We start from the raw sequence: 15990 nt of genomic DNA on the forward strand, positions 1-15990 counted from the left end.
TCGTCAGGCCTTGTCGTTCATTACAAGTTTTGTTGTAATGTAGAGCATGGACAAGACAACCGCCCTGGCCGGACTCGGCGCACTCGCTCATCCCATTCGACTCGACGCGTTCCGCGCCCTGGTGGTGGCCGGCGAGCACGGCCTGACCCCGGGCGCCCTCGTCGAGATGCTCGGCATCGCCTACGCCAAGCTGGGCTTCCATCTGAAGGACCTCGCCGAGGCGGGGCTGGTGACCTCCGAGCAGGTCGGGCGCAACGTGGTCTATCGGGCCGTGTACCCGCAGATGAACGCGCTGCTGGCCTACCTCACCGAGAACTGCTGCCAGGGCGCCGCGTGCGCCGTGGCGCCGACCCCGGCCCGTTGCGGCTGCTGACACGGGAACCGCCATGACATCGACGCTCTGCAATGTGCTCATCCTCTGCACGCACAACTCCGCGCGCAGCGTGCTCGCCGAGGGCATGCTGAATCATTGGGCGAGGCGGCTCGGCAGGGAGGTCCGTGGCTTCAGCGCGGGCAGCGCGCCCAGCGGCCGCCTCAACCGGTTTGCGCTGGAGGTCTTGCAAGCCGCCGGCGTCGACACCGCGGGCTATCGCAGCAAGAGCTGGGACGAGTTCAGCGCGCCGGACGCGCCGCCGCTGTCCATCGTCATCACCGTGTGCGACAGCGCCGCCGCCGAGCAATGTCCCGTCTTCTTCGGCGGGACAGGACAACCGGTCAAGGTGCACTGGGGCTATCCGGATCCGTCCGATGCCGAAGGCGGCGATGAAGGCAAGCGCCGCGCGTTCGAGCTCACGCGGCAGGCCATCGGGTATCGCATGCTGCAGCTGGTGCAGTTGCCCTTGTCGACGATGAGCCAGGCGGACCTCCAGCAGGCGCTGGGCGAGATCGCCCGGAGCTGACGCGATGACACTGTCCCGCAAGCTGCTGGCAGAGGCCTTGGGATCGGCGCTGCTGCTCGCCGTCGTGATCGGCTCCGGCGTGATGGCGGAACGCCTCTCCGGCGGCAACGCGGGCATCGCGTTGCTGGCGAACGCCCTGGCCACGGTGGGCGGTCTGTACGTCCTGATCGAGGTGCTCGGCCCCGTCAGCGGCGCCCACTTCAACCCCGCCGTCAGCGCCGTGATGGCCTGGCGCGGCGAGCTCGCCAGGAGCGCGCTGCTGCCCTACGTCGCCGCTCAACTGCTGGGCGCCGTGCTCGGCGCCTGGCTCGCCCACGCCATGTTCGACCTGACCCTGCTGCAGTTCTCCACCAAGCTGCGCAGCGGCACGGGCCAGTGGATCGCCGAGGGCGTCGCCACCTTCGGGCTGTTGCTGGTCATCCTGCGCGCGCCTCCCGCGCGCGTGGCGGCGATGGTCGCGGCCTACATCGGCGCGGCCTACTGGTTCACGGCATCGACGTCCTTCGCCAATCCGGCGGCCGTCTTCGGTCGCATGTTCAGCGACAGCTTTGCCGGCATCGCGCCGGCCAGCGCACCGGGCTTCATCGTCGCCGAGCTGGTCGGCGCCGTCCTCGCGGCAGGCGTGCATCACCTGTTGTCGCCCCCTCGGATCGTCGATCGCGACGCCTCCTCCACCCCATCGACGCCTGCACCCCATGTCTGAACGCCTCTTTCCCGACGCCACGTTCCCGGCGCTGACCGACGGTCTGCTGGACCTCCCCACGCCGGATCGCCTGACGGTGCCGTCACCCTCCGCGCATCCACCGCGCATCCTGATGCTGTACGGCTCGCTCCGCGAGCGCTCCTACAGCCGGTTGCTGACCTTCGAAGCGGCGCGCCTGCTCGAAGCCATGGGCGCGGAGGTCAGGATCTTCGATCCTTCCGGCCTGCCTCTGCCGGACGACGCGCCCGATGCGCATCCGAAGGTGCGGGAACTGCGTGAGCTCGCCGCCTGGTCCGAGGGCATGGTCTGGTGCTCGCCCGAGCGGCATGGCGCCATGACCGGGATCATGAAGACGCAGATCGACTGGATCCCGTTGTCATCGGGCTCGGTGCGACCCACGCAGGGCAAGACACTGGCGGTGATGCAGGTGTCCGGCGGGTCGCAGTCGTTCAACGCCGTGAACCAGCTGCGGGTGCTGGGCCGCTGGATGCGCATGCTGACCATCCCGAACCAGTCGTCCGTCGCCAAGGCCTTCGCCGAGTTCACGGACGAGGGTCGGATGAAGCCCTCCCCCTACTACGACCGCGTGGTCGACGTGATGGAGGAACTGTTCAAGTTCACCTTGCTGACGCGCGATCTCGGTCCCTACCTGACGAGCCGCTACAGCGAGCGCAAGGAAAGCGCCGCGGAACTGGCCAAGCGTGTCAACCTGAGTGCGGCGACGGGATGCGCGCCTGCGGCAGGAGCACCCGCCTGCGGCTGCGCGCCCACTCGCGGCGCGGCCACAACGTCGCCTCCAGGGTCGGCACAGGCCTCACGCTGCTGCGGCTGACCGGATCACGGGTCACCCGTCCGGATGGCGTGCCGCAAGCCCTCCAACGCCGGCTCGACGACCGACATGTCCGCCCCTTCCGCGAAGACCGCATAGGCCGGATAGAGGAACTCCGATGCGCCGCGGACTGATCGCGTAGCTCGACGGGCGGTTGACCGTCCTCGTCAGCGGACCGCGGGACGACGCCTGCATCCACTGACGCCTCACAGCCGTGCCGGCTGCGCATCGATCGTGATCAGGTCCCGCCCGCCGTGGGCGGTGTTGATCTTCCCGCCCAGCGTGACCTTGCCGCCGCCGAGGAAGCGCTCGGCGAAGCCTTGCGGACCGGCCTCCTTGTCTTCTGCCGCCTTCGGCGTCGCGCGGAACTCGCCGCTCGCCACCGACGAGTCCCGCGCGCGCTGATTCAACTCGTTGACGAACAGCCGGAACGGCTGCCAGCTGGCCTCCGCCTCGACATGCGCCGCGATCTGCTTCTGCAGATCCTTGATCTGCGTCGCCGCGCCCTCGTCCACCGGCGCGCCCGGCCGCTGCAGCACGTTGATCCGCTCCAGGCAGGCGTTGATCGTGTCCGCCGCCTCCGGCGTGAGGCACTTGCGTTCGATGAACAGGCGGTTGTTGCCCGGCGGCAGATCGACCATCTGCTGGAGGAAGCCCTTCAGCGCCTCGTCGCCGCCGCGCAGCACGCCGTCCGGGCCGCGCTGGCCCAGCCGCGCCTGCCACGCGCCGCTCTCCTTGTTCACCAGCTTGATGAAGTCGTCCTGCACGGCGTACTCGCGGTGCTTGTACGAGATGTTCGGCTTGACCTTGCCGTCCTCCGTGGTGATGCGCACGAAGCCGTTCTTCGCCTGGATCACCAGCTCCGTCTCCACGCCGACCTTGTGCCGCGCGAAGACGCCCACATCGGGCTGGTCGGCGCGCTTGATCGTCGGATGCGAGACGCCCACGCTCGCCGCCGCGCCCAGCGAGGTGCGCGACCCGCTGCCGGCCTGCACCGTCCGCGTCGCGCCGGCTTCGTCCTTGGCCTTGCTGCGGTTCATGAAGGTGTGCTTGAGCGCGACGCCCGCCGTGCCCGACGCGCTGGCCACGCCCAGGATCTTGCCGCTGCCGCTGCCGTCGACGCTGAGCGAGCCGTTCACCTGGTGCGACTTGCCCTCGTTCCAGCCGAAGGAGATGTCGCGGTAGTCGCCGACCTTGCCCACCATCTGCGCCCACATCTCGCCGCCGTTGGCGGGGCGCGCCGGCGCGCCGTTCTGCCCGTTCTGCGCGGCGAGCGCGAAGATCGAGTTCACCGTCAGTTCGCTCATGCGCTTCCAGCTGCCCTCCGGCGCCCGCATGGCCGTCGACTGCGCGGGCGTCAGCGAGGCCGTCAGTTGCTGGTGCTCCGTGCCGGTCTTGTTGGTGCGGATCATCAGCCCCTTGCTGAACAGGTGCGCGCCGCCCAGCCGCGCCATCGCCTGCACGCTGCCGCCCAGCTTGCCGACCTGCGCGCCCACGCGCACGCCGCCGCCCAGCATCTCGGTGACCTTGGTCTCGTTGCCGAGGAAGATCACGCCGGTGTTGGAGGCCACGCCCGCCTTGAGCACCGCCGTGCGGCTGCGGTCGACGTTGAATTCGCCCACCGGCGTGATGCCCGTCGTCAGGCCGCCGATCCCGTCCACGCTGGCCACGCCGTAACCGAACATGCCGCCGACGCCGAACTTGCGGCCGTCGCTGTAGTCCGTCATGTCGCCCCCGGCGACGACGGTGACCAGCACCTGGCGCAGGATGTCCTGACGAGCCTGCGGCGTGGCGGCGTCGAAGTCGCGCTGCAACTGCGCGAGATCGCTGTCCATCGCCGCCTTGCCGCGCAGGACCTTCAGGTCTCCCCGGAGCTGCGTGACCGCGGCCGCGCCGCCCTGCGGCACCGATCCGGGCGCGCCGGACGCGCTGAGCCGCCCTGCCTTCACCCAGTCGTTCAGCGTCCCGGGCAGCAGCGCCTTGTCCGCGTGCGCGGCGGCATCGGCATCCACGAGGGTCTGGTTCAGCGCCGGGGGCGCCACGTGCGCCGGCGGCGGTGCTCCCGCGGGCGTTCCGGCCGGCGGCGGCGGATTGGAGATCTCGTCGTTGACGCGGGCCGCGGCCGCGCCGATCTCGGCCTGCGTGAGCCGCAGCCCCTGCGTCAGGTCGATCAGCGGATCGGCAGCCGCGGGCACCTTCGCGTTCCATGCGTCCATCACCGCCAGGCGCATGACCGCGCGGGTGCGCTCGTCGCCGGTCATGGTCGCGGCATTGGCCCGCACGTCGTCCAACAGCAGCGTCCTGCTCCGGTCCAGCGCCCCCTTGAGTCGCTTGGCATGCTCGCCCGGCACGGTGCCGATCTCCGACCCGAGCGGTCCCGCCTGCATCAGCGTCTTCAGCGGCGTCTTGTCCTTGCCGACCTTGCGCCGCATCGAATCGATCGGATGACGGAGCGAGTCCCGCACGCCGGGTCCCGAAACCTGCGTCTTGCAGGCGAGGTCGATGTACTTGCAGAACTTGTGCAGCCGCTTGGCCATCAGGTGGAAGTCGGAGCCCGACCCGCTCTCCGTGAAGCCGTTGCGCAGCGCGACGTAGGCGGGCTTCATGTCCGGATTCGGATCGGCCGCGCCTCGCGCGCGGGTGAGGTTGTCCGCCGCGTAGAGGAAGGCCTGCGTGGGCAGCGTGGCCGGATGTTCCGGATCCCGGCGCTGCGCCGTGCCGCGGCGCATGTTGCCCGTGCCCAGGCGCCTGTGGTCGACCAGCTTGATGTGCTCGGGATGCGCCGCGATGGCGGCGCGGAAGTCCGCCGGTGTCTGGTTGCCGCCGACGTTGAAACCCTGCGCCAGCAAGGCGCTCTCGGCGCGCAGGCCGAGCTTGTAGTGCTCGACCGCATGCTCGGCATGCTGGCGCGTCTGGAAGGCCGCCAGCGCCGCGTTGTGGGTGGTCTGGGCGGCGGGGGTCGGATTCGGCCCGAGCGCCGCCGGCATCGGCGCCGCCGGCGGCAGCGACAGTCCCTGCAGGTCCAGCAGCGCCTGCATGCCGCCGGACGTCGCGGCGAGCGCGCGCTTGGCGGCATTGGCCAGCCGCTCCACCTCCGGCCCGGGCGGCGCCGTCGTCACGCCGGCCAGCGGCGACGGCGCCGGGCCACGCGGCACCATGCCCGGCAGCGCCGGGCCGCCGCTGTTCCAGAGCGCGTTGTAGACATGCGCGGCGACGGTCGGATCATCGGTGACCGTGCGCAGCGTCGTCGCGATCAGCAGCGCCTGCTCATGACGCAGCGGATGACCGTCGGGGCGGCCGGCCGGGTCGGGATTGGGATGGGTGAGCAGCGCCTGCGCCAGCATCGTCCCGACCGGCGTGGACTCGGTGGCGTGCGTCTCGGTCGCGAACATGCGACCGACCTCGGACGCGAAGGCCTCCGCATTGCCGAAGGCCGGTGGTGTCTGCGCCGCGCGCTGGGTGCGGATGGACGCGTCCGTCAGCAGATTCGCCGCGCCGCCGGCGGCGACCTTCACATGCGCATCGACGCGCTTCAGGGCGCCGTCGCTCAGGACCTTGTCCGTCGGTGTCCGGGCCGGCGGAACGCCGTTGTTGAACTTGGTCGGCGCGCTGCCGCTGGTGGAGCCGGTGATGGACCCGACGGCGAAGTCGACCTTGACCGGTGCCATGCGCCGCTCCACCGCGGCCAGCGGCCGGCTCAGCAGGGTGTCCTTGGCCTTGTGGCCGATGGAGCGCTCGTCCGGATGCGGCGGCGCGGCCTTGGGACGGATCTCCTCGCACAACGCGTCGATCGCGTGCCCGACCCGCTGCTGTGCCTGATCGGCGGCGAGCTCGCGCGCGTCGCGCGCCCGGGCGCTGGCACGGGCGGTGGCATCCGCATTGTCAGCCGCGACCCGGTGCTGGTCCCGCTGCTGATTGGCGGTGGTCTCGAGGGGTCCACTCGTCTGCACATGGTTCTGGCACGTGGCCAGGTTGCCGCGCTCGACATTGGCTGCGGTGAGGAGTTGCGCCACCACCGTCTGCTGCACGTTGATGGCGTTCTGCGCCAGTGTCAGATCGGCATTGGCCCGCTGCAGGGCCCGGCTGGGCGCCGGCGGAGGAGCGCCCGGCGCTGGCGCGGGCATCGCGGCCTGGGCGGCATTCACGGCCTGCTGGCAGGCCTGGTGGTGGGCGTGCAGATCCCCGCCGGGCTGCAGCCGGTCGCGCGCCTGCGCATGGCGGTCGATGGCCGCGTCGGTGATCCCCTGCTGCTTCGCTTCCGCATCGCGATGCGTGGCGGCCGTGCGGGTGCTCTCCGCCGCGTCGGCCGTGGATTGCGCCAGCGTGCGATGCGCCTGCGTCGCGGCGACCGCATGGGGCACGGCGGTCTGCGCGGCTGCGGCATGGTCCTGCATGGCCCGCTGCTCGGGCGAGTTCGCGGCGGTCAGCGTGGCCAGCGTCTGGCTCGCATGGGTGAGTCGCGTGATCGCATCGTTGGCCGCCGTCACCCGCTGCTGGGCGGCGGCGTGCGCCGCGATGCCCGTGCGTTGGTCCGCCTGTGCGGTCGCGAAGTCGGTGGCGTGCGTGTCGATGGCGGTGTTGTTGAGCGTCCGGCGGTTCTCCGCCGTGGTGATCGCCTGCCTCAGCTGCTGAAGGGCCGTGTTGGCGTTGTCCCGGTCCGCCGTCGCCTGCGCGATCCGTTGCGCGCGGGTGGGTGCCGCGGGCCCGGCTCCCGCAGGGGCGGGCTGTGCCGGCGCCGGCGGATCTGGCGGAGCGCTCTGCGCGAGCCGCAGCGCGCGCTCGGCGTTGTTCAGGTTCGTCCTCTCCCTTCCCAAGGCGGGATCGTTGCGGGCGGCATGCACTGCGGCGTCGAGCACGGGGACCTGCGCCCGCGCCGCGTTCAGCAAGCCCTGATGCCGGTTCACTTCCGTCTGGAGATGGGGCAAGGCCGCCGCGGTCTGCTGGGCCTGCGCCTGCGCAGACGTCAGCTCGGCCTGACGCCGCGGCGCTTCGGCCGCTGCCGCGGCGGCCGCGGCGGTGCCGCGCTGCTGGAGGTCCTGGATCGATTGCTGGCGCTTGTTGAGCGCGGCGTTTGCCGAGGCCTCGCCATCGACGCGCGCCGCCACCTGGCCATGCGCGCCGTGGGCCTGCCCCATCGCCGTCGCGATGTCGGCAGCACGGCCGGCGTCTGCGCTTGCGCCTGCGCATTGCCGGTCCGGCCGAGCAGGTTCATCCGCGGCCGCTGGCTCTGCCGGGTGGCGACGGTGCCGCCGGTCGGGGTCAGGCCTTGCAGGGCGCCAGGCACGGTCGCGTTCTGCGTTCCTGCGGTGCCGGTGCCGCCGGTCGTGGGCGGCAGCGGCGTGGTCAGGGGCGGCGGCGGCATGCCGGCGCGGTTGCGTGCGAAAAACTGGACCATCGACCGTCCCCTGATGTCTTTCGCGACACTGTCGGGCGTAGTCCGTTCGGGCAGTCGCTGCGAGCCGAAGCGCCTGTCGACGACCCGAAGTCCCGCCGAGAGGTGCTACCGTGCAGAAGCTTGTTGACTGCCGAGTCCGCTGGCCCTCACCCCCGCCCTCTCCCGCAAGCGGGAGAGGGAGCGAGCGTGCACCGAGCTGACCTGCAGAATCACTCTCCCGCCAGCGACAGGGTGAGTGATGCCCGCACCGTTCTCACTCCCTCTCCCGCTTGCGGGAGAGGGTTGGGGTGAGGGCCAGCGGCCGTGGCAGTACTGAAAGCCGCCGGCGATCGCCGATTGCCGCGATCAGGTCCGGAGCGGCGCGCCCGTCAAGACCTCGCGCAGCCGCGCGATCGCCCGCTCGATCATGGCGGCGGCGGCGTCGGCCGCCTCGCGTTGATCGTCGAAAGTCCGCGCGCTGGCCTCGGCGCGTTGGTCCGCCTTGGCCGCCGCGCCCCGGCGCGCGGATCGGTTCTGGACGGCCGCCGCCTCGGCGCCCTGGTGGCGCATCAGGTCGTTGCGCCGCATCACCACGACGATGTGCTCCGCGTCGACCTCGCCGGCGAGGCGGCGGATCCCCGCCCGCTGCATCGCGATCGCCGCCCCGCAGTCCTGTGCCTGCCACTGCAGCCGCGCGCCGGGCGCGATGGCCGCCACTGCGTCAGCATGCGCCTGGACGCAATGCGCGTGTTGCGCCAGTTGCGTCGTCAACGCATCGCTGGCCGCGTCGGTGTGGCCGATGTCCTCGACCACCCGCGCCGCGGCATCGACCGCGCGCCGGTGCTCGGACAGCGCCTTCCTGGCATCGTCGAGCGCGATCTCGGCCGCGCCGCCCAGCGCGGCCAGGGCCAGCGAATGCGGGCGGACGGTCCGGTTCATCGCGCCGATCGCGTCGCGCAGCCGCATCTCCGCCGCCCGCGCCGCGTCCCGGCGCGACAGCGCGGCCGCCTGCGCTTCCCGGTAGGCGCCAGTCGCCCTCGCCAGCGCGGCGGCATGTTCGGACAGCGCGGGCGAGCGCCGGCGCATCCGTTCCTCGCTGCGCCGCAGGCTCCCGGCGGCGTCATCCAGGGCCTCCTGGGCCTTGTTGCTCACGGCCTGCCGCGCGGCCAGTTCAGCCCCGGCGGCGGCAAGCGCGGCCGTCACCTGCTGCTGGATCGCCAGGATCGCGGCCTCGCATTCGGCCTGGGCGGCTTCTGCCGCCAGCACCCGATCCATGCGCAGTGGCAGCGCCTGGCGTGCGTCGCGCATCGCCTCGATGGCGGCGGCCAGCTCCTTCACGCGCGCCGCCTTCCGGGCCTGCAACGCCTGCGCGGCCTGCCGCGCGCGCAGCCGGGCGCTGACAGCGGGCTGCGGCGTATTGGAAATGACGAAGAGTTCCGCGGCGTCGGTTCCCGCCGCGCCGCCCGGCATCGGTAGTGCCTGCGCACGCCCCTGGTGGACATCGAACATCAACGTTCCTCCTGATACGTTTTCACACCACTGTGGAGGGATTCGCATCGGGAGATAACCGCGGAACGAAGGGCCCTTCGACGATGCGAAGGGGGTCTCCCGCTTGCGGAAGAGGAAGCAAGAAGAGCGTCGATCGAACTCCCTCTCCCGCTGGCGGGAGAGGGTGGGGGTGAGGGCCAGCGGACTCGGCAGTCAACGGGCCTCGCCATGCTGACTGACATGGCCGCTCTCCCCGGCCGCATCGCCAGACGATCCATGAGGCGCGATGTCCAGCCAGCCCGCCGCGATCATCACGACCAGCGCCGCGACCGCCGCCAGCACCGCGCCCCAGCTTGCGATGCGCATGCGCGGCGAGCGACCGACGCGCTCCGTGGCCTCGGGCCGCACGCCCTCGATGCGCGCCGTGCTGCGCCCCGGCTGGATGCGCGATTCGGGACCGACGACGCGACCGGCGCCATCCGCCGCATCGACGCTCTGCGCCCACACGTCGTCCTCCGGCGGCGGCGGACGGCGCGCCGACGACGCGCCGCGACGCACGACCGGCCCCGGCGTTCCGCGCGGCGGTGCCTTGCCCTTGCCGCCGCTGGCCGACGCGCGCGCGCTCGCCTTCGCGACACCGTCCGACCCCGAGTTCGGCGCCGCCGGTGCCAGGTCTGAACCCCGGTCGTGCGAGGCATCCCCGGTGACGCGTTCCTCCTCGTCATCGAGCAGATGCCGCGTCACCACGCCCATCAACCGGCTGGCCGAGGCCTGGCGACGACCGCTGGCCTCATCCCGCCGGCGTGCCGACGGATCTCCGGGCAGCGGACGGACCTCCTCGGCCGAGGCCGCCGAGGAACTGGCCGACGCCGACGACGGCCGCGCCGGGAGCCGTGGCGGATCGCCGCGCATGGCGCGTGCTCAGACGCCGTCGACGGAGAACACGCGTCGACCGGCGTCGGCGCTCATCCCCACGCCCGTTCCCGAGCCGCTACCGGCGACCGCCGCCGCCACGGTGGCCGCGATGGACGGCAGCTCCGCGAAGCTCGGCAGGCTCGCCGTCGCGCTCGGGGTCTCGCCGAACTGCTGGCGGTAGTTGTGGGCCAGCGTCGAGCGATTGGCCATGCCCCAGCGCGCCGCGACCGCCAGCACGCTGTCGCGACCGGCCATCTGCTGCAGTTCGGTCCGGATGCAGGCCATGCGCAGCTTGCGGATCACTTCCGCCGGCGTCAGGCCGAGGTTGGCGCGGAAGGCCATCTGCAGCGCGCGCTCGGTGACGTCGATCTCCGCGGCGATGCGACGGACCGACAACGCCCGGTCGTGCAGGTGGTCCAGGATGTATTGATAGGCACGGCGATAACGCGGGGGCAGGCGCAGTTGATCCGCATCGGCCTGCTCGGCGCGCTCCTGCTGCTCGAGGAAGCGCGAGTACGGCACCCGCGTCAGCTCGAAGCGCAACCGCGCCAGCGACAGCTGCGCATGCTGGCGATAGCAGCGCAGCGCGTCGGAGTGGCGGCCGTTCATCGCATGCAGCTTCGACGCGCAGTAGCGCAGCTCGATCGCATGGCGGTGGTGGAGCTGGCGCGCATCGTCGATGGCCAGCGGGCCGAGGATGTCGTAGGCCGTGCGCGCCTGGCCGCGGTCCAGCAGCGCCAGCGCGGCTTCGACGCGGGCGCGTTCTTCCATCGGGGCGAGGCGGCGGTCGCGATACCAGCGCACGCCGTCGAAAGAGACCGTCCACGCTCTCTCCGCCCTGCCCGCCCTGGCCGCCCTGGCCGCCGATCAACGCGGGCTCGGGCGCCACGAGCGCGATCAGGAACTCGAGTCGCGCCACCACGCCCGGCAGTGCCGCCAGCGCGCGCGCCGACGATCGCAGCGCCGCGCGCACGTCGCGGTCCCGCGGCAGCTCCGCGCCGGCGAGGTCGTCGTAGTGCCGCAGCGCGCGGCAGACCTGGACCTCCAGCTCGATCGCCGTCAGCAGCGGCATCATCAGCGCGGGCGCGTCCATCGCGTCGGCCAGCGCCATCGCGAAGGCCAGCGTGCGCGCCGCCCGGCGGTGCTCGCCCATGGACTGCATCGCCTGCGCCATGCCGGCCAGCGCCTCGACCCGCAGCGCCGACGGCGCGTCGTCCGCATCGGCCACCACGTTGAAGGTCTCCGCCGCGCGACCCGGCTTGTTCAGGTGCAGGAACAGAAAGCCCCGGTCCATCGACGACAGCCAGCGCACCTGTGCGCGCGGCAGTCCCTCGTACATCTTGAGCTGCTTCTGGAAGAGCTCCTCCGCCTGCTCGTCGCGCCCGGCGGCCAGCAGCGCCTGCCCCAGCACCTGGCCCAGCGCCGCGAGCCGCTCGGGATCGCCGCCGGCCCCACGATCAAGCCGGCCCAGCCCGAGCCGCAAGGCCTCCTGCACATCGCCGCGCGCCACCGCGGCGGCGACGTCTCCATCCTGCTCGGCAAGCCTCAGGCTGCCCAAGGTCAGCAACAACATGTGAACTCCCCTTCCATGCGTATCGAGTGCGTTGTCGGATACATCCGGATGCGCCTGAACGTGCATTGATCACGCATTCATCGCGGCCGTATCGCCCGCCGTGTGCGTTTCGGCGTGGGCTCATGCTAGGCAGCCGCCCACTTCGGCGGCCTCATGTCTTCACGATGAAATCCTCAACAATCCTCAACACGAAGTGAGCGCCGCGCCGGCTCATCGGGCACGGATTCGCGTCCGCGCAAATCGCTTCGCCCCCTCCTCGCCTCGCGCCGCTGCCGGCAGGGACAGTGCGCCTCAACCCCGAGGAGCCCCCCGTGTCCCTAGCCCTTCCTCTCGCCGAGAAGAACGCCAACGCGATCTCCGACCTCATCGCGTTGCGGCCCGCCACGACGCAGGACGCCACCTCGGTCGCGGCGATCTACAACGCCTCGCTGCGCACGCAGCCCTATCAGCCCGCCGGCGTGAGCGAAGCCGACGGCGCGCGCTGGGTGGCGGAGGAGCTCGCCAAGGTCAAGGACAAGGACGCGGTGAAGGACGCCAACTACATCGGCCCGATGAGCGTGCCGATGGCCAAGCTGCAGATCGAGCTCCACCAGTTCTACCGACGCCCGATGGTGATCGCGACGCAGCGCGGCGAGACCGTCGGCTGGATGGGATCGCTGGGCCTGCATGACCGGCCCGGCCTGTCGTCGTTGTTCGAGCTGGCCTACTACGTCGCGCCGCGCTGGCGCGGACGCGGCGTCGGCACGCGGCTGATCAAGCACCTGATCACGCAGGCGCCGGTGTGGCGCGTGGACCGGCTGCTGGCCATGGTCTGGAGCGACAACGCCGCCAGCCTGTCGGTGCTGCGGCGGGCCGGCTTCAGCGCCTGGGGCGAGCTGCCCGGCGCGGTCACCGCCTTCGGCAAGCGGCGCGACATGGTGCTGCTCGGGATGACGCTGGCGGACATCGCGCGGGACTTCGACGAGACGCAGCCCGCCGAGGCCCTGGACCTTCCGGACGTCACGGACGTCGCGGACGCCGCGGCCCCTTGAGCCATGGGGGAAAAGACCGAACAACCCAGCCAGAAGAAGCTGGACGATGCGAAGAAGAAGGGCCAGTCGCCCAAGAGCCAGGACATCAACGCCGCGGCCGGCCTGCTGGTGATCACCGTCTGCCTGAGCGCCGCCAGCGCCACCGCGCTCAGCCATCTGGAGCGGCTTTTCGCGCTGGCCAGCGGCGTCGGGCTGCAGGCCAAGACGGACAGCGACGTGTTCGCCGTGGCCTACGACATCGCCATCGAGGGCTTGTGGATCGTGCTGCCCTTCGTCGTCGCGGCGATCTTCGTCGGCCTGATCGCGTCCTTCGCGCAGGTCGGCTTCAACATCACCTTCGAGCCGCTCACGCCCAACTTCGACAAGGTCAACCCGGGCTCCGGGCTGAAGAAGCTGATCTCGCTGCGCTCGATCATCGAGTTCGTGAAGACCGTGTTCAAGGCCATCCTGGTCGGCTGCGTGATCGCGATCATCACCATGGGCCTGATCCCGCTGATGGTCGGCGCCGCGACGCAGACGCCGACAGGCGTGGCCACGGTCGCATGGACCGCGATGCTCAAGCTCTTCGTCGCCGCGGTGATCGCGCTGGTCGTGCTGGGTCCCGTCGACTTCGCGCTGCAGCGCTGGCTGTTCATCCGCGACCAACGCATGGACAAGGACGAGCTCAAGCGCGAATACAAAGAAATGGAAGGCGATCCGATGGTCAAGGGCCAGCGCAAGCGCCTGGCCTTCGAGATGGCCAACAGCGATCCGAAGAAGACGGTGCCCAACGCGACCGTCGTCGTCACCAATCCGACGCACTACGCCGTCGCGCTGCGCTACCAGCCCGGCGTGACGCCGCTGCCGCTGATCGTCGCCAAGGGCGCGGACGCGCAGGCGATGGAGATCCGCCGCATCGCGGAAGTCTCGGGCGTGCCCATCGTCGGCGATCCGCCGCTGGCGCGCGCGCTGTTCAAGGTGCCCGTCGACGAGACGGTGCCCGAGGCGCTGTTCGAAGCCGTGGCCACGGTGCTGCGCTGGGTGGCGATGCTCGACGGCGTGGGGGCGAAGAGCGGTGGCAGTGGCGGTGGCGGTGGTGGCAGTAGCGGCAAACCAAGCGGGAGCAAGGCATGAGCAACGCACTGGGTGACAAGAGCACCCTCGGCAACGACCTCGCGATGAGCTTCCTGGTGGTGGCGATCGTCGGCCTGATGATCCTGCCGCTGCCCACGGTGGCCATCGACACGCTGCTGGCGGTCAACCTGGCGGTGAGCGTGCTGCTGCTGATGACCTCGCTGTTCATCCCGAACGCGGTGGCGCTGTCCTCGTTCCCGTCGCTGCTGCTGTTCACGACGCTGTTCCGGCTGTCGCTGAACATCGCGTCGACCAAGTCCATCCTGCTGCACGCCGACGCCGGTCACCTGATCGAGAGCTTCGGCGAGCTGGTCGTCGGCGGCAACCTGGTCGTGGGCATCGTGGTGTTCATCATCATCACGGTGGTGCAGTTCATCGTGATCTCCAAGGGCTCGGAGCGCGTGGCCGAGGTCGGCGCGCGTTTCACGCTGGACGCGATGCCGGGCAAGCAGATGAGCATCGACGCCGACCTGCGCGCGGGCCTGCTCACCGGCGACGAGGCGCGCCGCAAGCGCGCGCTGCTCGGCATGGAGAGCCAGATGCACGGCGGCATGGACGGCGCGATGAAGTTCGTCAAGGGCGACGCCATCGCGGGCCTGATCATCACGCTGGTCAACATCCTGGCGGGCATCGTCGTCGGGATCATGTACCACGGCATGACGGCGGGCGAGGCGGCCAACCGCTTCGCGGTGCTGTCGATCGGTGACGCGATGGTGTCGCAGATCCCGTCGCTGTTCATCTGCGTGGCCGCGGGCGTGCTGATCACCCGCGTGGCCGACGAGCATCAGAAGAAGCCGCGCTCGCTGGGGCAGGAGATCGTCGCGCAGATGACCGCCAACGTGCGGGCGATGTACCTCGCGGCGGGACTGACGGTGGCCTTCGCGGCGGTGCCGGGCTTCCCGGCGCTGCAGTTCCTGGCGCTGGGCATCGGCCTGGCGGCGGCGGGCCGCTACCTCGCGCGCCAGCGCAAGAGCGGCGAGGCGCAGAGCGTCTCCGCGCCCATCGCCGCGCTGCAGCGCGAGGGTGCCAAGGGCGACGCGCCGTCGATCATGCAGGAGGCACCGCACTTCTCGCGGCCGCTGGCCGTGCGCATGTCGCCGGCGCTGGCCGCGCTGCTGCTGCCGCACATGCTCGACCAGGCGATGGAGCGCGAGCGGCTGCAACTGCAGGCCATGCTGGGCGTGCCCTTCCCCGGCGTGTGCATGTGGGTCGAGCCGACCTTGGAGGACCTGCGCTTCGAGGTGCTGATCAACGACGTGCCGGTGCGGCACATCGAGCTGCCGGGCCGCCTGCTGCTGGTGCCCGCGGCGCTGGCGGGCGAGCCGTGGGCCGCCTCCGCGGCGACGCACGGCGCCCTGCTCGACCAAGCGCAATCGCAGTGGCTGCCGCCCGCGCAGGTGCCCGACGCGGAGCGCGCGAAGTGCCTGGACATCGAGCAGGTGATGGCGCGCCAGGTGATGCTGCTGTTGCGCCGCAACGCCCACCAGTTCATGGGTGTGCAGGAGATCCAGTGGATCGTCGACAAGGCCACGGCGGACTACCCGGGCCTGGTCGCCGAGGTGCAGAAGATCCTGCCGGTGCAGCGCATCGCCGAGGTGATGCGGCGGCTGCTCGAGGAGCAGGTGCCGATCCGCAACGTGCGCACGATCTTCGAGAGCCTGATCACCTGGGGCCCGAAGGAGAAGGACATGCTGCTGCTGACCGAGTACGTGCGCGGCGACCTCGGGCGCTACCTCGCGTTCGAGGCCAGCGGCGGACGCAACTACGTGTCGGCGATCCTGCTGGACGCGGGCGTCGAGCAGGCGATCCGCCAGTGCATCAAGCCGACGCCCACCGGCAACTACCTGGCGATGCCGCCGGAGAGCGCCGCGGCGATCACGGAGAAGGTGCTGCGCATCGCGGGCGAGACGCCCGAGGCCGGCGTGGCGGTGATCACGTCGATGGACATCCGGCGCTACGTCAAGAAGATCATCGAGTCGCGCCTGGAGGGACTGCGCGTCTACTCGTACCAGGAGCTGGGCAACCAGGTCGAGTTGCCGGCCGCTCGGCCGCGTCGCGGCTTGAG

Annotated in this window: 11 protein-coding genes and 1 pseudogene; 8 read left to right on the forward strand and 4 right to left on the reverse strand. The window is 71.1% G+C overall.

The window, feature by feature from the left end:
- The first annotated feature begins 46 nt into the window (after window positions 1-46).
- From ACFJIX_RS23700 to arsH, 4 genes are read left to right on the forward strand one after another with little or no spacing between them, the layout of a single operon-like run.
- Window positions 47-373, forward strand: a complete 327-nt coding sequence (locus ACFJIX_RS23700; protein WP_377155115.1) for an ArsR/SmtB family transcription factor — start codon at window positions 47-49, stop codon at window positions 371-373.
- Between the two features lie 13 nt (window positions 374-386).
- Window positions 387-899 carry an arsenate reductase ArsC gene (locus ACFJIX_RS23705; RefSeq protein WP_377155116.1) on the forward strand — a complete coding sequence of 171 codons (513 nt, stop codon included), beginning with the start codon at window positions 387-389 and terminating at the stop codon, window positions 897-899.
- 4 nt (window positions 900-903) lie between these two features.
- Complete coding sequence (locus ACFJIX_RS23710; protein WP_377155117.1) at window positions 904-1602, forward strand: aquaporin; 699 nt, start codon at window positions 904-906, stop codon at window positions 1600-1602.
- Window positions 1595-2434 carry an arsenical resistance protein ArsH gene (arsH, locus tag ACFJIX_RS23715; protein ID WP_377155118.1) on the forward strand — a complete coding sequence of 280 codons (840 nt, stop codon included), beginning with the start codon at window positions 1595-1597 and terminating at the stop codon, window positions 2432-2434. Before ACFJIX_RS23710 ends, arsH begins: the two co-directional genes overlap by 8 nt.
- Window positions 2435-2637: 203 nt before the next feature.
- Here arsH and ACFJIX_RS23720 read toward each other — a convergent pair whose 3' ends face one another.
- The 4 genes from ACFJIX_RS23720 to ACFJIX_RS23735 all read right to left on the reverse strand — a co-directional run bounded on the left by ACFJIX_RS23720 (window position 2638) and on the right by ACFJIX_RS23735 (window position 10979).
- The gene (locus ACFJIX_RS23720) at window positions 2638-7566 is read right to left on the reverse strand and encodes a hypothetical protein (RefSeq protein ID WP_377155119.1); all 4929 of its coding nucleotides are present in this window, start codon (window positions 7564-7566) and stop codon (window positions 2638-2640) included.
- Window positions 7567-8171: 605 nt separating this feature from the next.
- Window positions 8172-9314: a hypothetical protein gene (locus tag ACFJIX_RS23725; RefSeq protein WP_377155120.1), complete on the reverse strand. Its 1143-nt coding sequence runs from the start codon at window positions 9312-9314 to the stop codon at window positions 8172-8174.
- 192 nt (window positions 9315-9506) lie between these two features.
- A complete protein-coding gene (locus ACFJIX_RS23730) occupies window positions 9507-10205 on the reverse strand; it encodes a hypothetical protein (RefSeq protein ID WP_377155121.1) in 699 nt (232 codons plus the stop codon).
- 9 nt (window positions 10206-10214) lie between these two features.
- Complete coding sequence (locus tag ACFJIX_RS23735; RefSeq protein WP_377155122.1) at window positions 10215-10979, reverse strand: helix-turn-helix transcriptional regulator; 765 nt, start codon at window positions 10977-10979, stop codon at window positions 10215-10217.
- Window positions 10980-11223: 244 nt separating this feature from the next.
- On the opposite strand from ACFJIX_RS23735, the gene ACFJIX_RS23740 reads away from it, so the two are divergent.
- From ACFJIX_RS23740 to sctV, 4 genes and pseudogenes are all read left to right on the forward strand, one after another.
- Entirely contained in the window at window positions 11224-11850 is a 627-nt protein-coding gene (locus ACFJIX_RS23740) for a hypothetical protein (protein WP_377155123.1), read from the forward strand.
- Between the two features lie 242 nt (window positions 11851-12092).
- The gene (locus ACFJIX_RS23745; protein WP_377155124.1) at window positions 12093-12812 is read left to right on the forward strand and encodes a GNAT family N-acetyltransferase; all 720 of its coding nucleotides are present in this window, start codon (window positions 12093-12095) and stop codon (window positions 12810-12812) included.
- Window positions 12813-12815: 3 nt separating this feature from the next.
- Entirely contained in the window at window positions 12816-13925 is a 1110-nt protein-coding gene (sctU, locus tag ACFJIX_RS23750; RefSeq protein ID WP_377155125.1) for a type III secretion system export apparatus subunit SctU, read from the forward strand.
- Window positions 13922-15989: pseudogene (sctV, locus tag ACFJIX_RS23755) on the forward strand (type III secretion system export apparatus subunit SctV). The gene sctU and the pseudogene sctV overlap by 4 nt, the downstream one beginning before the upstream one ends.
- The last annotated feature ends 1 nt before the right edge of the window (window position 15990 follow it).

The sequence above is a fragment of the Roseateles sp. UC29_93 genome (assembly GCF_042695725.1).
Classification (GTDB): domain Bacteria; phylum Pseudomonadota; class Gammaproteobacteria; order Burkholderiales; family Burkholderiaceae_C; genus Roseateles; species Roseateles noduli_A.